Below are 20,547 nucleotides of genomic sequence, written 5' to 3' on the forward strand. Positions count from 1 at the left end.
TCGCCGATTTCGGCAAGCGCATCGGCGAACGCGGGGTCGTTCTTTCCCTCACCCGCATGAAAGCGCGTATTTTCGAGCACGGCGACGTCGCCGGCCGTCAGCGGCACGGGTCCGGCGCCGTGGTCGTAGGTGGCGCCGCTCCCCAGGAGCGCGGCGACGTCGGCGGCGACGTCGCGCGCGACCCGCGGCCTGACGTCGCCGATGCGCAGGGCGTCGTCGTCGGAGCCGGCGTCGCTGCGCAGGTGGGCCCGCAGCCGGAAGGGGGCGTCGCCGCGGGGGTCGTGGAGCCGTGACCCGTCGAGCGAGGCGCTTGCCGGACGGACGACGATCGCGGGGTCGCCGAGCGCGGCGCCCCGGAGCACGGCGTCGACGGCGCTCACCAGGGGGGCGTCGCTGCGATGGTTGACGGTGAGGGTGCGTCGGGTGTCGGCCTGCGCGGCGGCGCGCAGGTAGGTGTCGACATCGCCGCCGCGGAACCCGTAGATGGCCTGCTTCGGGTCGCCGACCAGCACCATCGTGGCGTGGCCGACGAAGGCGCGCTCCAAGATGCGCCACTGGACGGGGTCGGTGTCCTGGAACTCGTCGACGAGCACGACCCGCCAGCGGTCGCGCATGACCGTGCGGGCCGGTGAGTCGTCGGGCTCGAGCGCCTCGGCGAGACGTTGGAGCAGGTCGTCGTAGGAGAGGGTGCGGGCCGCCAGGCGGCGTCTCGCCGACTCGTCGCGGACGGCCGACGCGAACCGTCGACGCAGGTCGGGCGCGGACCCGGGCTCGGCGTCGGTGGGCAGCAGGTGCGCCGACGGGTCCTCGACCGCGCGCCGACCGAGCACGGCCGCCTCCTGGTGGTCGAACGGCGGGGTCTGACCTCGACCGACGGCTCGCAGGTAGAGGTCGGAGACCACCTGGTCGACGATGTCGGTGTCGTCCTCCACGAGGACCGACCCGGGCTCGACGTCGCCGGTGGTGCCGAGGCTGCGCAGCACCGCCTGGCAGAACCCGTGGGTCGTGGTGATGGTGGCCTCGTCGAACCGCGCGACCGCCGCACGCAGGCGCCGACGACGGGCGGTGCGCTCGGTGTCGTCGACGTCGAGGAGAAGCCGTTGCAGGGGGTCACGCTCGTCGCCGTGCCCGGCAGCGAGGACGGCGTCGGCCTGCACGAGCCGCTCGCGCACGCGGTCCTTGAGCTCGGCGCTGGCCGCCCGGCCGAAGGTGACGACGAGCAGCTGGTCGAGCGTGGCGACCCCCTCGGCCACGAGCCGGGTGACGAGGGCCGCGATCGCCCACGTCTTGCCGGTGCCGGCGCTGGCCTCGAGCAGGGTGGTGCCGGTGGGCAGCGGGTCGGCGATGTCGAACTCGACGACCGGTGCGTCGGCGCTCATGCGTCGACCTCCATCCGGTCGAGCAGCGGGAACCAGAGCGTGGCCGCGTGCTGCTCGAAGCCGCGCTCGACGAGGTCGGCGATCGGCGCGTCGGGGCCGCGACGGTGCGGCGAGGGTGATGACGCCTGGTGCCTTCCGGTAGCCGCTCGGCACGCGACCGACGAGGTGCGCGGGTCGACCCTGGCCTGCCGCGGCGAGGGCGAGGACGTCGACCCAGGCTTCGAGGAGCTGACGTCCTTGGACAGTCGACGCGGTGACGCGCAGTGCGTGGTGCGGGTGGACGCCGGCGACGGTGCCGATCACGCGGCGGCCGTCGCCGAGCTCGACGTCGACGTCGACGCTGCGGGCGGTGTCGGTGCGCAGGGGTGCGGCGAGGGCGAAGAGGGTGCCGACCTCCGGGCGCACCCGCGCGAGCTCGGCGTCGCCGAGCGGACCGGGCGGCAGGAGCCCGCGGCGGCGTTCGTCGGCCTCGGCGTCGTGACCGGGCACGCCGGCCAGCACGGCGGCGAGCACGCGGTCCTTGACCTTCCACCGCTCGAGGTGGTCGAGCCCGAGCGGGACGCTGTCGTCGATGGGCTCGTCCTCGTAGGGCAGACGCACGTCGAGCCGGCCGGTGACGAACGAGCGCACGGGGTGGCGGACCAGGTCGCGCAGGGTGTCGAGCGTGGTGATCGGGTCGGCGTCGCCGGGCAACGCGGCCGGGAGGAACGGCGGTTCCGGGACCTGCGGTCGGACGGTGGCACGGGCACCGGCGTAGGCGGCGGTGTCGAAGCTGAAGGCGGAGCCCGGGACCAGGGCGCCGGGGATGAACGAGCTTGTGTCGAACGCCTGCAGCGGGTGCTGCACGAGCACCTGGCTGCGGACGTCGGCGGTGGGGACGGTGCGCGCGAGCTGGTCGAGCAGCTCCCCGACCGGGGTGGCCGGCGGGAGCGAGCGCCCGGTGTGCTCGCTGGCGCCGGTGTAGGTGATGACGAGGTGCTCGGTGGCGGACAGGACGGCGTCGAGGAACAGCTGCCGGTCCTCCCCTGCCGCATCGCGCTCCCCGACCAGCGGGGTGCGTGCGAGCACGTCGTCGCCGAGCGGGGTGGGCGTGCGCGGGAAGGCGCCGGAGTCGAGCCCGAGGAGGCAGACGACGCGGTGCGGCACGGAGCGCATCGGCACCATCGTGCAGACGGTGAGGGACCCGGTGCGGAAGCTGGTGCGGGTCGGGCGCGGGGCGAACGCGTCGGTGAGGAACGCCGCGACCTCGACGACGGTGAGGGTGCCGCGGGCGACGGGGCCGGTGTCGGCGCGGGTGAGGTCGGCGAGGACGCGGAGGACCTGCTCGCGCTGCCACGCGTCGCGGGCGGGCACGTCGGTGAGCGTCTGGACGGCGGTGGTGAGCAGCTCGACCCAGTCGTCGACGGGCTGCGGGCGAGACGACTCGAGCACCGCGGCGAGTCGTTCGACGGCCTCGGTGAAACGGCCGACGAGGTCGACGCCGGTGCTGCCGAGGTCGTCGAGCGGCAGGACCCCGCCGAGCCGGTTGCCGGTGTGGGTGTCGTCCTGGGCGTCCGGGTCGTCGTGACCGTCGGTGACGACGCCGAGCGCGAGGCGCTCGAGGCCGGTACGCCAGGTGTTCTGGGCGAGTCCGCCGAGCTGCCAGGCTGCGCGGGCGTCGGCGTCGACGCCCCAGCGGATGGCGGTCTGCACGGTCCACTCGTCGACCTGCTCGAGGTCGTCGTCGGTGAGCGCGAAGCGTCGTCGGACGGGTGCGAGGCTGAGGAGGTCGCGCACCTCGGTGGCGGTGGTGCGACGTGCTGCCGCGATGGCGACGACCTTCTGCAGGACGTCGGCGACGGGGTTGGTGGCACATGACGAGCACGTCGCGCGGCTCGAGGGTGGGGTCGTCGGCGAGGAGGCCGACGACGACCTCGCGCAGCACGTCGACCTGTCGGGCGGGACCGTGGCAGGCGTGCACCTGCACGGACCGGTCGAGTGGGTCGAGGGTGCGGATGTCGTCGGCCGGGCCGTCGCGGTCGGCGGCGAGGTCGGCCTGGAGCTGACCGAGCAGGGTCGGGGGGCGCTCCGGAGCGGGCAGATGGACCGTGGTCGCCTCGCCGGGCAACGCGAGGAGGCTGCGTTCGAGCTCGGTGACGTCTCGTGCGCACGCGGCGAGGAGGGTGTTGCCGGTGTCGGGGGCGTCGACGGTGTCGCGACGGGCCGGCTGTCGCGGGGCGTCGGTGGTGGTGGCGGCCACGTCGTCCCATCGGCTGCGTGAGGGGTGGGGCAGCCAGAGGTGCACGTCGCGGGTGTGGGCGAGCGCGCCGACGACGTCGAGCTCGGCGTGCGGCATGCGGGTGTGCCCGAAGAAGGAGAGTCGTTGGGGCAGGTCGGGGTCGAGGGTGCGCTGACGGAGGGCCGCGGCGGTGTCGGCGAGGCGGAGGTCGGGCGAGGGGTGGCCGTCGAGGAGGGTGTGGACGCGCCGCCAGATCTCGGCCTGCCAGCGGACCTCGTGGACGAGGGGCGAGCCGACTCCGTCGACGTCGTCGCCGGCCGTCCAGGCCTGCACCATCCAGGGTCGTTGGACGGCGTAGCCGTGCAGGAGGGCGGCGATGCGCTTGGCGGTCGGGTAGCGCCGACTGCGCCGCAGGGCCTCCTCCCCCGGTTCGAGGCCGTGGCCGACGTGTCGGGCGACGATCGCGAGCCAGGGCTCGTCGAGGTGCTGCTCGATGACGTCGAGGACTGCCCAGGCGAGACGCCGCGGCGCCCAGGGGTCGTCGCGTTCCTTCTCGGTGAGCTCGGTGAGCAGGTGGAGGGGCCGCACGAAGGAGACGCCCGCGCAGATGCCGTCTTCGTGTCCGGGGGCCGTGCCGAGCCGGTGGCTGAGGGTCTGGGCGAGCCACCGCTCCACCCCGGCTGCCGCGACCACGACGAGGTCGCGCTCGAAGGGGTCCTCGGGCGGCTCGGCCAGCAGCCCCGCGAGCCCCTCCGCGAGCACGTCGGCCCGCTCCGCCCGATGGATCGTCAACGCCACACGACGAACCTAGCCGTAGGGGCGGACACGAGTCGCGACCCCGTCCACAGCACCCTGCGGCTCCAGCCGATCGGTCAGCGCGAGGGCAGCCGGCCCCGCAGTGCTTGCGGGGTAGACAAGGCGCGCACCGGACCGGCGCGAGGTAGCTGAGGCGCGCATTAGGTCGGCAGGAGGTAGGTAACGCGCGCATCAGGCCAGCGGGAGGTAGGTAAGGCGCGTCAAGGACGACTCTTTTCGAGTGCTGCCTACCTCTAACCTGGGTTGTGCTCGCCAGTTCAGCTCAGAGTCGTCGAGAGCGATCGCTCACGTATGCGCTTTCGGACGGACATCCGAGCGTTGTGGATCGAGACTTCACCCGGCGTCGGGATTTCGCTAACTTCTGACGCGTCAGATCGGGGGATCCAACATGAGAGAAGCCTTGACCGTCGGCGCGGTAGCGCTGCTCCTGCCGCTCCTGGCTTGCAGCAAAACATCGGAAGTCCGTGAGCCTGAAGTCGAACCCACTCCGAGTTCCTCGCAACTACCTGCTCCGCCAACTTTTCCTTCCCAGGCGCGAGAATCAACAGACGAAGGCGCCGTGGCCTTCGCTTCGTACTGGGTCGACGCATTCAACTACGCAGCCATCACTGGCGACGAGAAGACACTGCGTCAGCTGAGCCGTCAGTGCGACGCATGCACCCGCTTTGCGGATTCAATCGGAGACCTGAAGCCCAGCGAGCGTCCCGAAGGCCCGACCTGGAAAATCCGTTCGATGGTGGTTTCGCGTTACGATGTAGCCACCGACGTCAAGTTCGACCTCGTCTTGCTTGGAGGCGAGAGGTCAACCGTCGCCTTCGAGATGACCCCCAATGCACCGTTCACCATCACCGACCTTTACAGAGTCAAATCATGAACTTTCTCGCGTCGTCGATGATGATCAGCATCTTGGTGTGGCCCGCAGCCGCTGGTAGCGACGTCGATGTCTTGCCCGACGGCCTCAACCCGAATCTCAGTCTGACGGCACGCGACTGGTCTTCTGGCGGAGAGTCGCGCCGAAGTCATCAAACGCGTTCCTCGGAGAGTGCCTTCACCGGAGCAGCCGCACCCCGCGCGCAGACAAGGTGTTTCTTTGACTCCGGCGACGTTCAAGAACGACGCTTCGAGAGAACTTTCCGCTGCGGAGCCCGCGGCACCGTTGCTTCCGAGCCCGACGAGGTCGCGCCGCAGGAGGAGCCGGAGCTGACCGAGGGTGATGTGCGGCGGGCGGTCAGCGAGATCCCGATGCCGGCGCTGCGGGTCACCGTCCAGCCGGGCGGGCGGACTCTCGTGAACGTGCCGACGATCCTGCACACCGACCCGCGGCCGGTGCGCGAGAGCATCACCCTGCTCGGGCACGACATCGACGTCGAGGCGACGCCCACCGGCTACACCTGGCACCACGGGGACGGGACGAGCCGGACCACCACGCGACCCGGTCGGCCCTACCCGGCGAAGGACGTCACGCACACCTACCAGCGCACCGCCGAGCGGGTCAGCATCCGCGTCGACACCACCTACACCGTCCGGTACCGCGTCGACGGTGGAGCGTGGACACCCCTCGGCCAGCCACTCACCGCCGCCGGTACAGCGACTCCGCTCGAAGTCGCCGAGGCCGCTCCGGTGCTCGTCTCACCGCGACGCTGACCGAGAGACGGCGAGGTCCCGGGACCCGCCAGGGGTGTCCCGGGACCTCGCCGGTCCGGCTCAGCGCAGGGCCGAGACCGCAGCCACGACGTCGACCAGACCGTGACCCTTGTCGAACGACGAGCCGTCGACGTAGGCACTGCCGTCGGTGTACTTGTACGCCGTCGACGTCAACGCCGCCTCCACTTCGGCTGGCGTCGCCGTCGGGTCAGCCTGGAACAGCTGCGCGACGATACCCGCCACGTGCGGCGCGGCCATCGACGTGCCGCTGATCGTGTTGAACGTGCCCACGTCGAGCGGACCAGGCCCGTCCTTCGGGTCCAGACCCGTCGCGCAGATCACGAGGTACGGACGGCACGAGGACGTGATGTCCTCCCCCGGCGCCGACACGTCCGGCCACGTGGACCGGTCCGTTGCCGCACCGCGGCTGGAGAACGACGAGACCCGGCCGTCGCGGGTGCCGGTGTCGAGGTCGTAGTAGGACGCGACGGAGATGATGCCGCCCGTCGGGTCCTGACCGGGCGGGTTCGTCAGGCTCTCGCTGCCGTCACCACCGTCGTTGCCGGCCGCCCACACCGTCACGACACCCTCCGCAGCCAGCGCACGCTGAAGCTTCACGGTCGCCGACTCCGGGTCGAAAGCTCCACCACCCGACGGCCCGTAGGAGTTGTTCGTGACCTTGATCGGCGGGCACTCGGCCGCCGACACCCCGTCGCCGCACGGCTTCGCGTGGTTCTCCAGGACCCAGTTCAGCGACGCGTCCGCGCCGAGGATGAGGATCCCCGCGCCCGTCGACAGCGACACCAGGCTCGCGCCCGGCGCCGCGCCCTGCAGCTTCTCCCCGCTCGTCAACGTCGTGGGCCGACCGACCGCGATGCCCGCGACGTGCGTCCCGTGGCCGCCGAGCGACGTCGTGTCCGTGTCGAGCGCGTTGGGCACCCGCAGGACCTGGCAGCCGGTCTCGTCGAGCGGCGAGCACACCGACTTCAGGTTCGCGACCGTCGCGCCCTTCAGGTACGGGTGCGTCGGATCGACGCCGGAGTCGATCACGGCGACGCTGACGCCGCGACCCGTCAGGGCCGTGCCGTCCGCTCCCGTGAGCGTCGCGGCGGCCTCGGCACCACGCGTGGCGATGTTCGAGGTCTCCTGGTGGTACTCGATGGGCTGGTCGCCCTCGAGATAGGTGACGCCCTCGGCCGATCGGGCAGCCTCGATCTCGCTGCGCGTTCCGCTGGCGATCACCACGCCGATCTTGTCGAAGCTGCCGGCGCGCTCCAGACCGGAGTCGCGTACCGCTCGCTCGGCGTCGACCAAGGTGCGGCCGTGGACCAGCACGGTCGTGGCGGCGCCGCCCTTCAAGGTCGACAGCTGGTCGGCCAGGAACGGCTGCAGACGAGCCTGGTCGTCGGCGCCGGCCTGCGCCGGGACGGTGAGAGCAGCCAGCGCCAAGGCGGCCGCTCCGATGGATGTGGACATGATGCGTCGACGCATGTCTATCGTTCCCCCGAACGTGCGCTCCGTCGGAACCGGAGCGCGTGTAGCACTGCCAACGACGTGCACGCGGCGTGGTTACTGCTCTCCTAGGAACTGTTGTCGACTTGGCGGTCACACCACCGCGCCCACCGGCACACCGAAGGGCACGAACGGCGTCCACGCGGCCTGGACGACCGCTCGCTCCCGCGGCGTGACGACATCGCCGAACGCAGCCACGAGCAGGCAGCCTGCGCCGGGCAGGATCGTCGAGTTGGCCCGAGACTGGAGACATGTCCCCCGAGCCGAAGGTCTGCGCGTCGTGCGGACGTCGGATCGAGTGGCGCAAGAAGTGGGAGCGCGACTGGGACCAGGTGCGCTACTGCTCGCAGGCCTGCCGCAAGCGCGGTGTGACGCGCACCGACCAGGAGCTGGAGGCGGCCATCGTGGACCTCCTCGACGCGCGGGCCGGCGGCGCCACGATCTGCCCGTCGGAGGCGGCCCGGCGTGTCGACCCCGACGGCTGGCGCGAGCTGATGGAACCCGCGAGACGGGCAGCGCGACGGCTCGTCGCCGACGGAACCGTGGAGATCACCCAGGGCGGGCATGTCGTCGATCCGTCGACGGCCAAGGGGCCCATCCGCGTGCGGAGGGCGCTCTGAGCGATCCGCCAGGACGACGCCGTGGACCGGTCGTCTAACGTTGTGAGACGTGGCCAAGCTCCTCCCCCAGTTCGCCCGGTGGACCCCCGCAGCACTCGACATCCTCCGCGAGACAGCGAGCCGCTACGGCGCCGTGATCACCGTCAGCGACCTGGCCGACCAGGTCCTCGTGCGCACCCGTGTGGAGAGTCCGACGTCGCGCCGCACGTGGCTCGGCGACTTCATGGAGATCACCGCCCTGGCTGCCGCACGCGCAGGTGACCCGCCGCTCACGTCGCTCGCGGTCCAGCGTGACGGCACGGTCGGCGACGTCTACGCACGGGCCGTGCTGGCGACGACCGGTGACGTCGTGCGCGACGTCGAGACGCGAGCGGCCGAGGACCGGCTGCTCTGCTATCGCGCTCTCGCCACCGACCTACCCGCCGACGGTGGCGTGCCGCGGCCCGCCAAGGTGCGCCGCGCGAGCTCGAGCACGACGTCGCCCCGCCCCGGCAGGGCACGCGCTGCCGTCGAGACGAAGCCGGTGAAGGTCTGTCCGACGTGCTTCACGGCGCTCCCCGCCACCGGCCTCTGCGACTACTGCGACTGACTCACGCCCTGCGCTGCAGGGTCAGGTGCACGACGCCCGACGGCGACGACACGACCTCGATGTCGTAGTCGTCCTCGAGCCCTGCGAGCCCGTCCCACAGGCGCGCTCCACGACCGAGCACGATCGGAACCTGCACGACGTGCGCGACGTCGACGAGCCGCTCGGCCAAGAACTGGCGCGCCACGTCGGCACCTCCGCCGATGCGCACGTCGAGGCCGCCGGCCATCTCCTGAGCCTTCTCCAGAGCCTCGACTGGAGCGGCGTCGAGGAAGTGAAACGTCGTGTCGTCGAGGACGAGGGGCTCGCGGGGGCGGTGGGTGAGTACGAGCACCGGCATGCCGAACGGCGGCGTCTCACCCCACCATCCGCGCCAGTCGGGGTCGTCCTGCCAGCCGGGCGGCCCGAACTTGCCCGCCCCCATGATCTCGACGCCGATCCCGTCGGCGAAGCGCTGCGCGAACGCCTGGTCGACCCCGTCCGACCCGCCGGCGCGGCCCATCATCGCGGCGCCGAAGGCGGTGTCGAACATCCAGGTGTGCAGACGTTGCCCGGCGTGACCCATCGGCGTCTCGAGCGCCTGCGGCTCCCCCGCTGCGAATCCGTCGAGGGAGATCGAGATGTTGTGCATGCGGACGCGACTCATGCGTCCGTTCTACTCCGTCCCACCGACGGCGTCACCGCTTCTCGCAGGCGATGCCGTCCTTGTCGCGGTCGGACTTCTTGTTGGCGTTGTAGACGGCCTTGTTCTTCGTGAAGTTCGTGACCGGCTTCGTCTTGCCGCGCACCTTGTCGCGCGCGCCCGGCAGGCCGACGCCGTGCTTGTAGACCTTGTTCAGCTCGGTGCAGTTCTTGTAGGTCGTGGCGGCCTCGGCCGGGGCCGCGACGGCACCCAGCGTCCCGATCGAGAGGGCCGTGGCGAGGACCAGGGCGCTTGCGCGTCGCTTCATCGTGTTCTCCTTCGTCGATCCTCGACGCTAGGTCGGATCGCGTCACGCGTCGGACGATCCTGGGAAGATGACTCAGACGAACTAGGCGACGTCAGACGTCCGTCCCACCGCGCACAGCGATGATGACGTCGCACCACGGGAGGCGAGATGGATGAGGTACAGCGGGACCGTGCCGCCGGCGTGCTGCTGGGGCAGGCTTGCGGCGACGCGTTGGGGGTGCCGCACGAGAGCGCGCTCAGGAGGGAGTTCGTCTACGGCACAAACCTCACATCCCGAAGCTGGCACGTTGAAACCATCGAAAGCTGATCTAGGACGACAGGCCCGAATCTGAAGCGACATTCTCGGATCCGACACCCCGTCCGACGAGGACCTTTAGTCTCAGGGCAGCCAAGATCGGGAGAAACTTCATGACCCTGTCCATCACCGTCCAGGCGAACGAGTGGGCCAGCTACGCGCTCGTCTACAACCGGATCCCGTTCGTGCACACCGTCCGGGTGGACGACATCGGGCACGACGCGCCGGCGGTCCTGCACGTCCGGCTCGAGGACCGCGGCGTGGCTCTGACGCACCCGTTCGCCACCGAGCTCGAGCCGGACGCGGACGGCAGCGCAACGGTCGATCCCGTGCAGCTGCAGGTCGACGTGGCAGCGATGAGCCAGGTCGCCGAGGACGTCACGGCTCAGCTGGTGGTGGAGGTCCACCAGCAGGACATCGTGACCAGCCACCGGCAGGACGTGCTGCTCGGGTCGGCGCGGACCTGGAGGACCATCTTCTCCCGGGCCGCGGACGGCCGTGCCGTCCTGAACCCTCTCGCGACGGAGACCCTGGCCGCCTTCGTGCAACCGAACGACCCCAGCGTCGGAGCCTTCCTCGACGCCGTCCGAACACGACTCGAGAGGACCACCGGCTCGGGCTCCACGCAGGGATACCAGGCCGGGCCCGAACGCGTCGACGCGATCGTGCGCGCGATCTGGGACGAGGCCCGCGAGCGGGGCATCACCTACAGCAATCCTCCAGCCAGCTGGTCCGCAGGCCAGAAGGTCCGCACTCCCGAGGAGGTCCTGGACGGCAGGGTCGGCACCTGCCTCGACACCTCGGTCGTGCTGGCCGCCGCCATCGAGCACGCAGGCCTCCACCCCGTGCTGTTCATCGTCGAGGGCCACGCCTTCCTCGGCTACTGGCGCACGGAGGAGCTGGGCTTCGCGTCCGTCGAGGCGCTCGAGAGCGCGGTGAATGCCGTCGACAGCGGTCGCCTGCGCGTCCTCGAGACCACCAGCGTAACCGGCGGCTCTGACTCCGCCGACGTCGACGACGACGTCCACCAGGTCACGCGCGGCCGCTACCTCTCGGGCGACCTCTCCCGCTTCGAGGGGGTCGTGGACGTGCGGGTCGTGCGCGCCCAGAGCCAGGTGCTCCCCCTCCCCGCCCACCGGGTCGAGAGCTCTGGCGCCGCCACGCTGGTCGAGTACGTCCCGACCGAGCACTCGGGGCACCACGTGGTGTCGACGACACCGCAGGTGGACGAGCGCACGGGTGCGGTCGTCGCATCCGTCCCACCTCGGGTCCAGTCGTGGAAGAACGCGCTGCTCGACCTCAGCCTGCGGAACAAGCTGATCAACTTCACCGAGCGGTCGGCGATCCAGCTCGCCGTCGCACCGGGCAGCATCGGCCACGTCGAGGACCTGCTGAGCGCAGGTCAGGCGGTGACCCTGCTCCCCGGCGACGCGGTCCCCGCGACGAGCGAGGCGCAGGGTGTGCGCTTCGGCGCCGACCTTCCCGCGTCGCAGCTCAAGGAGTACCTCGACACGAAGCGTCTCTTCACCGACGTCCGCACGGGCCAGACCCTCGACACCTACCTCCGCAGGATGCGGAACCTGGCCTACAAGGCGCGGACCATCGAGGAGGAGACCGGCGCGAACAACCTGTACCTTGCGCTCGGGTCGCTGCACTGGCAGCTCGACGACCGCCCGCTCAAGTCGCCGCTCATCCTGCTGCCGGTGCTCCTCGTGCCCGGGTCCCGCCGCGGTCTGTACCGTCTCCAGCTCGACGAGTCCGGTGCCAGCACGCCCAACTACTGCCTCATCGAGAAGCTCCGCCAGGTGGACGGCATCAGGATCCCGGGACTGGAGAACCCCACGGAGGACGAGCACGGCATCGACCTCGCCGCGACCTTCGAGGCCGTCCGGGAGGTGATCATCGAGAAGGACCTGCCCTACCGCGTGGAGGAGTCGGCGGACGTCGCCGTCCTGCAGTTCGCCAAGTTCCGCCTGTGGAAGGACCTGGACGACGACTGGGAAGGGTTGATGGACGCTCCGCTCGTCCGCCACCTCGTCGAGAACCCGACGGGTGAGTTCGAGGACCCGCACGGCGAGGCGTCGATGGCCGACCTCGACGAGCTCGACGCCAGCTGCCCCATCCCCGCCGACGCCTCACAGCTCGAGGCGGTCGCCGCCGCGGTCGCGGGCCACACCTTCGTGCTCGAGGGACCGCCCGGGACCGGCAAGTCCCAGACGATCACCAACCTGCTGGCCCGCGCCATCGCCTCCGGCAAGCGGGTCCTGTTCGTGGCCGAGAAGCGGGCTGCTCTCGACGTCGTGTCCTCGCGCCTCGAGTCCGTGGGCATGGGTCCGTTCTCGCTCGACCTGCACGACAAGTCGAGCAAGCCTGCCGTCGTCCGCGACCAGATCAAGCAGGCACTCGACCTGCACCTCGAGCTCGACCGGCAGGGCCTCACGGCCGAGCAGGAGTCGGTGAGCAGCTCCAGGCGGGCACTCCAGCGGTACGCGACGCGGCTGCACGAGAAGAACACGGCCGGCCTCTCCTACTACTCGGCACGCACGCAGCTCCTGGCCTACCCCGATGACCTGCCGGCGCTGCCGATCACCTCCGAGGAGCTCACGAGCCTCGAGGCCGAGTCGTTGGCGCGACTCCGCGGCTCGCTCCGTTACCTCGAGGACACCGCAGACCTCGCTCGTCCGCAGCAGCACCATCCCTGGGGCTTCGTGCGCCGTGCCGTCGACGATCGCCGCGGCGTCCTGGCCGCTGCCGCCGACCTCGACCGTGCCGTGGCCGAGCTGCCCCCTGCCGGACCGCTGCGGGATGCTGTCGACCAGGCGCGGACCCTCGAGGACCTGGCGGGACTCGTCAGCCTCGTGCACGGACCCGCGGTCACGGCGGCCGAGCTCGACGAGGTCCGTACGCGTTCCTGGGTCGAGCGTCGCGACGCCTACGTCAGCACGCTCAGCGCGCTGGCGGGCACCAACCCGCCGGCGCTGGAACGAGTCGCACCCGCGGCACTGGACCTGCCGGTCGAGGACGTTCGAGATGCCGTGGTCGCAGCCGCCGCGACCGGCTTCTTCGGTCGCAGGAAGCGGGTGCTCGCTGCCCTCGCCCCGCTCGACCAGCACCTGAAGGCCCCCGTGAAGCCCAAGGAGGCCCCTGCCCCCGGCACCCGCCCCGTCGTTGGGTGGAACCCCTACCAGGACGCGTCGCTCGACGCGGTGGAGCACCAGCTGCAGTGGTTGCAGGTGCAGGCGGCCTTCATCGCTCCTGGCCCCGACGGAGTGGTCACCCCGTTCGGGCAGACGCTGCGTGCGCTCCTCGACGCGGACCTCGTGCTGAGCGACAAGGAGAGCAGCGCCCTGCGCGCTCTCGAGACCGCGGCGCGCGACCTGGTGTCGGCGTCCGGCTCGAGCGACCGCGACGTGCACGACTGGCTGGACGACGCTGCGTTCGTCCCGGTCTGGACCACGGGCGTCGCGACGCGCTCGAACCCGGCCCAGGCCGAGAGGTCGCTGGACCGGTGGCTCGCCTTCGTCTCGGCGGCCGCCGTGCTGCGCGAGCTGCACCTCGACCAGGCCTTCGAGTCCCTGGAGAAGGGTCTGGCGCTGGCCTCGACCCAGGAGCGCATGCTGGCCTCCGGTCTCGACGGCTTCGACGCCGAGGCGCACGGCACGTCGGTGCATCGCTTCGCGTCCTCGATGGTGGACCTGCGCACCCACCTCCAGCGGTCCGTCGCGGCAGACGTCCTCGCGGCTCGACCGTTCCGGTCCGGTTCGGAGAAGGGCCAGGTCGGTGAGCTCCGTCGCCAGCTGGAGCGACGCCGGGGAGGCATGAAGGTGCGCGAGCTGCTCGCCACGTACGGGGACCTGGTCACCCAGGTGATGCCGTGCGTGCTGGTCAGCCCGGACTCCATCGCGCGCTTCTTCCCCGTCGGGTCGATCACGTTCGACCTCGTGGTGTTCGACGAGGCGTCGCAGATCCGCGTGGCGGACGCGGTGGGCGCCATGGGACGCGCCACCTCTGCCGTCGTGGTCGGCGACAGCAAGCAGATGCCACCCACCTCCTTCGCGGAACCCGGCACGGATGACACCGCCACGGTCGACGACCTCCTGGTGCAGCCCGACGAGGAGAGCATCCTCACCGAGGTCGCCCAGGCGGGAGTCGGTCGCCGCGCCCTCACCTGGCACTACCGGAGCAAGGACGAGTCCCTCATCGCCTTCAGCAACGAGCACTACTACGAGAGCCGGCTCTCCTCGTTCCCCGCGCCCGACCCGGGCCTGGACGCCGAAGGCCGCCCCGTGGCGGGCGTGAGCCTCGTGAAGCTCGACGGCACCTTCGTGCGCACGCCCGGTCGGGACAAAGGCACGAACCGGGTCGAGGCCGAGGCCATCGTCACGGAGATCCGTCGTCGCTTCGCGGCCTCGCCGGGCCGGGTCCCGTCGGTCGGCGTCGTGACCTTCAACATGCCGCAACGCACGCTCGTGGAGTCGATGCTCCGCGACCTCGACGACGCCCGCATCCTCGAGGCGATGGACGGCACCAACGGCGAAGGCCTCTTCGTGAAGAACCTGGAGAATGTCCAGGGCGACGAGCGGGACGTGATCCTGTTCTCCACGGCCTTCAGCCGCAACGACAAGGGCGTGCTGCCCCTGAACTTCGGTCCTCTGACGAACCGGGGCGGCGAGCGTCGGCTGAACGTCGCCATCACGCGCGCCCGCACCCAGGTGGTCATCTTCACGTCGTTCGACCCGAGCGAGCTGCGTGTCGACGCGACGGGCTCGATCGGCATCAAGAGACGTCCCACCGCGCCGTGGTCGATCGCCACCGCGACGAGATCGCTGAGGCGTGCCGGGAGGCGGGTCTGGTCGTGACGACGGACCTCGGTCTCTCCGACTTCAAGATCGACCTCGCGCTGGCGCACCCGTCGGCGCCCGACTCACCCCTGGTGGCGGTGCTCCTCGACGGGGAGGGGTGGGCTGCGCGCCGCACCGTCGGTGACCGCGACGGCCTGCCCGTGTCGGTCCTCGAGAACCTCATGGGCTGGCGGTCGGTGCAGCGGGTCTGGATGCCCGAGTGGCTGGAGGACCGGGGGTCGGTGGTGCGCAGGCTCGTCAACGAGGTCGACACGGCGCGCACCGCCCCGCGGCGCGTCCCCGATGTCTCGCAGCCGGCGCCCTCGACGTCTGCCGACGTCGAGCAGGACCATCCGCAGCAGGGCGTCCCGCAGCGGTCTGAGCCTGCAGTATCGGCAGCCGCGAGCGTCGTGACAGATCCGAGTCCGGCGTCGCACACGTTCGCCTCGGCGACTCCGTCGAGCTTCCTGGGCGACCAGCAGCTTCCCGGCGCCGAACCCTTCCGTCCATGGGCGCCGCGCAAGGCCGGCCCCAGGTCCACGCTCGACGCACTCCCTGGCCACCAGGCCGCACAGAAGGTCGCACAGGTGCTCCGCGGGATCGCCGAGCAAGAAGGGCCGGTGTCGTCCGAGCGAGCGGCTCGCCTGGCCGCGGGCGCCTTCGACCTGACACGGCTCAACGCGGCGAGGATCGAGGCCATCGTGCGCTGCATCCCGCGGGAGATGCGCGACGACGAGGGCTTCGTGTGGCCGATGGGCGTCGACCGCGCGTCGTGGACCACCTTCCGGACGGCGACGCTCGACGACCCGCGACCCATCGCCGACATCCACCCCACCGAGATCGTCAACGCCATCGTCGCCCTGTGCCGTGACGCCCACGGCATGACCGAGGACGAGCTGCTCAAGGAGACGCTGCTGCTCTTCGGATGGCGGCGGCGCACCGACGCCCTCACGACGCCCGTGCTCGCAGCGCTCCGCCGTGCGCAGGAGGCAGGACGCGTCGTCGTCGGTGCGGACGAGATCGTCCGCGCGGTCGTCTGAGGGCTCGGCCACCGCGCACCGGCGTCGTCGCGTCGGTGACGGCACGAAGCCTGCTGGGTCGGTGCGGCGCACCGACCCAGCAGGCGCCGTCGAGCACGCCCGGCACCCTCGGAGTCTCGAGTCAGAGAAGGCCAGGCTCGTCGGCGGAACCCTGCGCGAGCTCTGCGAACTTGGCTGCCATCGTGGGGTTCTTCCTCGTCGACCGCTTCATCAAGATGTCCTGCGCCTGTCGTTCGCGAGGCGCAGGTTGTTCTCCGACCCGTCAGTGCTTCCTTCGTCTTCTCCAGAAACTTGATCGTCGGCGGCACCTCACTGGAACGGCCCATGCCGCCTGAGTGATGGCGCCAGAACTTCACTCCGACGCAGACCGGACCACCTCGACGATTTGTGATGCAACCTCTGCCGGGTTCTCGTGCTCCCAGAACCGAAGGACACAGCAGCTCTCGCTGCGAAGAATCTGATCGGTCTCACGATCACGCTCGCGGTTGCGCCTGGCTTTCTCCGCCCAGAACGATCGATTCGACTTGGCGATCGTGTGATGCTCGGGACATCCGTGCCAGAAGCAACCATCGATGAACACCGCGATGCGGCGGCGGGTGAAGACGAGGTCCGCTCGGCGGTTCAACCTCGGAAGAGGCCTGAAGTCAACGCGGTAACGAAGGCCCGCCGCGTGCACGCGGCGTCGCACAGCGATCTCAGGCTTCGTGTCTCGACCGCGATTGCCTTGCATCGATTGGCGTACAGCCGGGGAAGAGGCCCACGAGTCCGTCAACTCACGCCCCCCGATCTTGCGCTCGTCGCGATCGACGCAGCGCCGTCAGCACTGGAAGGATTCGAGGTGGTCGACGAGCGCCGTCTCGAAATCATCGCGGACTCGGAGCGAGCTTGCATGCAGACGGCTGTAGAACCCTTTGGTGGCTCCAAAGGACAAGGGCGTCCCGCCGTGTCGGTCGATGAGCCCTGACAGTGTCGACGGCGGCTTTGCGTGAATGGGCCGATCGCTCAGACTCCAGCTTTCCCGGACGCCGCCGATCGACGCGGCTGCAGACGGCCACCGATCGCCCGGACGGAGGGCTCGTCTGTCGACGTCCAGCGGATCGCCGGGCGAGGTCAGGCCTCGCCCGATCCATGCCGCAACAGGTACCGAGACGGCGTTGCCGACCATCTTCCATCGCACACCGTCCTTCGAACCTTCCGTCCAACCTGCCCGGAAGCCCTGCAGCCTCTCCCCCGCGCGGACGCTGGGGCGAATGATCGCACGGCCGGGTTCGCCGTCGATACGCCAGATCGCCGGGGGTGAGGCGATGCCGACCTTCGATCCCCCCTTGAGGGTCGGGGTGACTCCGTCACCCCAGCCGACACCACGGTTGCCCTCCGTCCAGGAGAAGCCATAAGCGGAGTGGTTGGCTCGAGCAGTGGTGGGACCGGCATCCTCAGCGAAAAGCACAGCTCGCGGATCTTCGCTTCGCGAAGCGACGAGGAACACCCGGCGTCGTCGCTGCCGAAGTCCGAAGTGTTGCGAGTCGACGGTCCGGTAGGCCCAGTTCCAGCCGCGCTCCTCAAACCAGTCAGCGATGTACGTCATCGCAGAACCGCCGCGAAGGCTCAACATGTTCGGGACGTTCTCGAGCACCACCCACGTCGACGCCGCATTCTCGATGAGTCGGAACGCTTCCCTCACCAGCCCGGACTCAGAACCTTCGATTCCGGCTGTGCGTCCAACCTGGCTCAGATCAGTGCAAGGAAACCCTGCCGTGACGACGTCGACCTTCGGGATAGAACGAAGTTCACGGATGTCGCCCACGACATCGGCGTCGAATCGCGCCCTCAGGATCTCAGACGCGGGCGTCCAGTACTCGCAGAGCAAGTCTGGAACGATCCCGGCACGCTGCAGACCGAGTTCGAAACCGCCGATACCGGCGAAGAGGCCCACCGAACGCATGCCTACATCCTCGAGCATGCGTCCCCCCGGTCCGAACGCGGGTCGTCAGTAGTCGACGAGCGCACCGTGGTCATGAAGCGTCTCCAGCTGTTGCACGACGCTCTCGGCTACGTTCACGTCGTGACTGAGGAGCCCGCACTCGAGGTTGAGCTTGGCAGCGGCGTTCGAGAAGTTGGCGCTAGTAACGAGCGCTGCGGTTCGGTCGACCACCACGAGCTTCGCATGTTGACGTGGCATCCACTCCCCCTCGGCCGCGGGCGCGTAGGCCCAGACTCTCGCGCCGCGGAGCGCTTTGGGAACCGCCCCACCGTTCGTCTCCTGCATCCCTCGGTCGACGATGACGGTGACGGCGACCCCGCGATCGATGGCGTGTGCTAAAGCCTGGACATAGTCCGATCCTGCGCCGGCCGAGTAGGTCGCAGCGTACACGGTCGCCGTCGCCCTGTTGATCAGATCGGCGACGGCGAGCGTCGTTCGGCCCCCCAATCCCGGCACGGTCGGGGCGGTCCATACCGGTTCGGGGCCCGGTCTGCGGGGAACGGCGGCGATCCCGTCAAGGACAGCTGCTGCTAGTTCGGCGCCCCCGGCCTCCTTGATCAGTGCCACGAGCAGCAACTTGACCTCGCGTCGGTTCACCGCGAAGGCACGCTGAGCCGCGAGGTGCGGGAGGCCCTGCTGACGCAGGGTGGCCGCGATGGCTTGAGCCTCGGCGGGCGCCAGCATCTCGCCCAACCGGGCGACAGGCGACACGGCTCAGGCTCCAAGGATCGGCTGCAACAGCGAGGGTGTGGCGATGTCTGGATCGACCAGGAGGTCGAGTAGCATGCGTCGGTCGAGGAAGCGGTTGATCCGCTCGCAGCTGGTCTCGCTGACGAACAGACAGAAGTGGCATGCCGCGCCGTGGAGGAAATCCTCCTTGCCTCGGGGGCGTCGGTGGGAACAGACCGGGTCACTGGAGCACCGCCCTCCCCGCCGGACGGCATCGTGGACGAGGGGGCCGAGCCGCTCGGGCCTCGACAAGTCGACCAACCCGCCCAGTGTCCCTTCGCTGTCGGACGCGGTTGTGCTGATGAGCAGTCCCGCAGCAGCTGGCCGCTCGCCGTCCTCGCGCCATGCATAGATGCGCTCGGTGAGACTGGCCGATCCGTAGCCACTCGACATGGCCGCCTCGCGGATAAGCAGGTGGGACAGGGTGTGGAGGGCCCAGTACCGCGGCGCGGGGAATCGGCTGTCGGGATCGATGCTGTCTGCCGTCTTGCTGGTCCGTCGCTTGAAGTTGAGCTCGTGGGCGCGTCGGTAGGTTTCCCAGATGTCGAGGTCGAGAATTCGCTCTTCCCAGGCGACGACTGCTGCTTCGTCGAATTGCATGAAGAAGCCCTCTCCACGGTCCTCGGTTGCTGGGACCCATGTAGGTCGGCCGTCGCGGCCCAGGGGTGCGACGCGGCTCCTGCTGTCCTCGATGCGGTCGAGGGCGTCGATCCGAGTGAATCCGAGGAAGGCATTGACCTTCTTGAGCTTCTCGACCGCAACGACCTCCCGGACGACGGGCTTCAGGGAGGCGGGGACATTCCGGCGGACGGCGCGGAAGTCCGCAGCACCCGAGTGCTTCGTGTACTTCTCCTCATCGGTGAGTACCAGCCATTCCGGAATCAAGATGTCGGTCGGGTCAGTGCTCGCCGCGGCCGTCGGAGGCGGGGCACCAGCGCCCTTGAGCGCCTGAATCGCTTCCCACAGGACGTCGTCGGTGGCGTTCCCGAACAGGTCGCTCTGCGTGACGCTGCCAGCCCATCCGCGGAATCCAGCGAGCGCGTCCTTCCCGGTTGCCGCGGCGAGTACCTCTGGCGGCAGCGATTGGAGAATTGGGAGCAGATCGGCCACGGTGGCCACCTCCTCGCGAGGAAGCGCGAGAAGACCGACCGTGGAGGCGAACCACTGGTTGGCCGCACCAAGCATCATCAGCTTGCCCGGCTGGTCGCACTGGTAGAACGCGTCGAGATGTGGATGCCGGCCGCGACACCGAGGCAACTTGTCTGCTGCCTTGGGCCCAGTGGCCTCCAGCATCCCGCGCCGAGCATCGCAAGACAGACAGATGATCTGAACATCCGGGCCGAGGTTGCTCTTCCACTCCCGCATCCGGAGTTGCGGGACCTTGGCGTTCGGGCAGGAGCCACCACGGTGGACCCAGGCGGCGTACGGGAACTCGTCGAGGTGCCCGTTGATGCAAGCGATCAGGTAGCGCGCAGGCACTGCGGCCTGCTCACGTCCCTTCCTTGTCTTCGATTTGCTTGTGCCGGGGCTCCAGCCCTTGCAGTCCTTGTGGACGAACGTCGCCTGGTCGGGTCGGTACTTAAGAACGTTCTTGAACTCGAAGATCGGGTGGCTCACCGGCGCGAGCAGGTTGCACCCGGTGCAGCGAAGCCACTGCGGGAAGATGCGCGCCGGGATCCCGAGGTCGATCGCCTCGTCACCGAACCCGCCTGGCGCTTCGGGCGCCCAGGGCGCCTTGCGCAGCTGGGTGACCTGGTCGCCGAGGTATGCCTGGACCAGATCGAGGCACGGACAGGTGGGGCAGATCGACAGTGGCTCCGACGCCCGAGGTGTAGAGCAGGGCAGACGGTCGGACGGAGCCGACCTTGCTTCGGTTCTTGGTGACCTTGGCCTCGACGTCGGCGATGGGATCAAGTTCGGCGAGACCGATCGTCACG

Annotated in this window: 14 protein-coding genes and 1 pseudogene; 6 read left to right on the top strand and 9 right to left on the bottom strand. The window is 69.9% G+C overall.

Annotated elements, in window-relative coordinates; all coding sequences use genetic code 11:
* Together A6Q79_RS17535 and A6Q79_RS18780 are read right to left on the bottom strand one after the other, a co-directional pair.
* On the bottom strand, positions 1–3,155 hold a 3,155-nt coding region (locus A6Q79_RS17535), incomplete at its 3' end, for a UvrD-helicase domain-containing protein (protein WP_317698871.1).
* Between the two features lie 307 nt (positions 3,156–3,462).
* A pseudogene (locus tag A6Q79_RS18780) lies at positions 3,463–4,395 on the bottom strand (exodeoxyribonuclease V subunit gamma); the annotation flags it as partial.
* A gap of 406 nt (positions 4,396–4,801) precedes the next feature.
* On the opposite strand from A6Q79_RS18780, the gene A6Q79_RS17550 reads away from it, so the two are divergent.
* Positions 4,802–5,287 (top strand): DUF6318 family protein, encoded by a 486-nt coding sequence (locus A6Q79_RS17550; protein ID WP_286691091.1) that lies wholly within the window; start codon positions 4,802–4,804, stop codon positions 5,285–5,287.
* On the top strand, positions 5,284–6,057 hold the full coding sequence (locus A6Q79_RS17555) for a hypothetical protein (protein WP_286691092.1): 774 nt from the start codon (positions 5,284–5,286) through the stop codon (positions 6,055–6,057). The genes A6Q79_RS17550 and A6Q79_RS17555 overlap by 4 nt, the downstream gene beginning before the upstream one ends.
* A gap of 60 nt (positions 6,058–6,117) precedes the next feature.
* Here A6Q79_RS17555 and A6Q79_RS17560 read toward each other — a convergent pair whose 3' ends face one another.
* Positions 6,118–7,548, bottom strand: coding sequence for a S8 family serine peptidase (locus A6Q79_RS17560; protein ID WP_317698874.1), 1,431 nt, complete (start codon positions 7,546–7,548; stop codon positions 6,118–6,120).
* Between the two features lie 272 nt (positions 7,549–7,820).
* Here A6Q79_RS17560 and A6Q79_RS17565 point away from each other — a divergent pair, with 272 nt between their 5' ends.
* Entirely contained in the window at positions 7,821–8,189 is a 369-nt protein-coding gene (locus tag A6Q79_RS17565) for a DUF2256 and DUF3253 domain-containing protein (RefSeq protein WP_286691094.1), read from the top strand.
* A gap of 49 nt (positions 8,190–8,238) precedes the next feature.
* Positions 8,239–8,778 (top strand): hypothetical protein, encoded by a 540-nt coding sequence (locus A6Q79_RS17570; RefSeq protein ID WP_317698875.1) that lies wholly within the window; start codon positions 8,239–8,241, stop codon positions 8,776–8,778.
* 1 nt (position 8,779) lies between these two features.
* Here the strand turns inward: A6Q79_RS17570 and A6Q79_RS17575 are convergent, their stop codons facing one another.
* Complete coding sequence (locus A6Q79_RS17575; RefSeq protein WP_286691096.1) at positions 8,780–9,421, bottom strand: dihydrofolate reductase family protein; 642 nt, start codon at positions 9,419–9,421, stop codon at positions 8,780–8,782.
* 31 nt (positions 9,422–9,452) lie between these two features.
* A complete protein-coding gene (locus tag A6Q79_RS17580; RefSeq protein WP_067861487.1) occupies positions 9,453–9,725 on the bottom strand; it encodes an excalibur calcium-binding domain-containing protein in 273 nt (90 codons plus the stop codon).
* A 407-nt stretch (positions 9,726–10,132) separates the two neighbouring features.
* Here A6Q79_RS17580 and A6Q79_RS17585 point away from each other — a divergent pair, with 407 nt between their 5' ends.
* On the top strand, positions 10,133–14,878 hold the full coding sequence (locus A6Q79_RS17585) for a DUF4011 domain-containing protein (protein WP_317698876.1): 4,746 nt from the start codon (positions 10,133–10,135) through the stop codon (positions 14,876–14,878).
* Complete coding sequence (locus A6Q79_RS17590; protein WP_317698877.1) at positions 14,875–15,900, top strand: hypothetical protein; 1,026 nt, start codon at positions 14,875–14,877, stop codon at positions 15,898–15,900. Before A6Q79_RS17585 ends, A6Q79_RS17590 begins: the two co-directional genes overlap by 4 nt.
* Positions 15,901–16,252: 352 nt before the next feature.
* Here A6Q79_RS17590 and A6Q79_RS17595 read toward each other — a convergent pair whose 3' ends face one another.
* From A6Q79_RS17595 to A6Q79_RS17610, 4 genes are read right to left on the bottom strand one after another with little or no spacing between them, the layout of a single operon-like run.
* The gene (locus A6Q79_RS17595) at positions 16,253–16,672 is read right to left on the bottom strand and encodes a very short patch repair endonuclease (RefSeq protein WP_286691098.1); all 420 of its coding nucleotides are present in this window, start codon (positions 16,670–16,672) and stop codon (positions 16,253–16,255) included.
* Between the two features lie 45 nt (positions 16,673–16,717).
* The gene (locus A6Q79_RS17600) at positions 16,718–17,842 is read right to left on the bottom strand and encodes a DNA cytosine methyltransferase (protein WP_286691099.1); all 1,125 of its coding nucleotides are present in this window, start codon (positions 17,840–17,842) and stop codon (positions 16,718–16,720) included.
* 45 nt (positions 17,843–17,887) lie between these two features.
* Positions 17,888–18,592, bottom strand: coding sequence for a DISARM system phospholipase D-like protein DrmC (gene drmC / locus A6Q79_RS17605; RefSeq protein WP_286691100.1), 705 nt, complete (start codon positions 18,590–18,592; stop codon positions 17,888–17,890).
* 3 nt (positions 18,593–18,595) lie between these two features.
* Positions 18,596–20,524: a DUF1998 domain-containing protein gene (locus A6Q79_RS17610; protein WP_317698878.1), complete on the bottom strand. Its 1,929-nt coding sequence runs from the start codon at positions 20,522–20,524 to the stop codon at positions 18,596–18,598.
* Positions 20,525–20,547: the final 23 nt, after the last annotated feature.

Origin of the sequence: Aeromicrobium sp. REDSEA-S32_B7 (assembly GCF_001626145.1) — a bacterium.
Classification (GTDB): Bacteria; Actinomycetota; Actinomycetes; order Propionibacteriales; family Nocardioidaceae; genus Aeromicrobium; species Aeromicrobium erythreum.

Excerpts from the sequence above, each read along its gene's own strand:
- A6Q79_RS17600 (WP_286691099.1), bottom strand. The coding sequence starts at position 17,842 with ATGCGTTCGGTGGGCCTCTTCGCCGGTATCGGCGGTTTCGAACTCGGT.
- A6Q79_RS17580 (WP_067861487.1), bottom strand. The coding sequence starts at position 9,725 with ATGAAGCGACGCGCAAGCGCCCTGGTCCTCGCCACGGCCCTCTCGATC.
- A6Q79_RS17575 (WP_286691096.1), bottom strand. The coding sequence starts at position 9,421 with ATGAGTCGCGTCCGCATGCACAACATCTCGATCTCCCTCGACGGATTC.
- A6Q79_RS17560 (WP_317698874.1), bottom strand. The coding sequence starts at position 7,548 with ATGCGTCGACGCATCATGTCCACATCCATCGGAGCGGCCGCCTTGGCG.
- A6Q79_RS17550 (WP_286691091.1), top strand. The coding sequence starts at position 4,802 with ATGAGAGAAGCCTTGACCGTCGGCGCGGTAGCGCTGCTCCTGCCGCTC.
- A6Q79_RS17555 (WP_286691092.1), top strand. The coding sequence starts at position 5,284 with ATGAACTTTCTCGCGTCGTCGATGATGATCAGCATCTTGGTGTGGCCC.
- A6Q79_RS17565 (WP_286691094.1), top strand. The coding sequence starts at position 7,821 with ATGTCCCCCGAGCCGAAGGTCTGCGCGTCGTGCGGACGTCGGATCGAG.
- A6Q79_RS17585 (WP_317698876.1), top strand. The coding sequence starts at position 10,133 with ATGACCCTGTCCATCACCGTCCAGGCGAACGAGTGGGCCAGCTACGCG.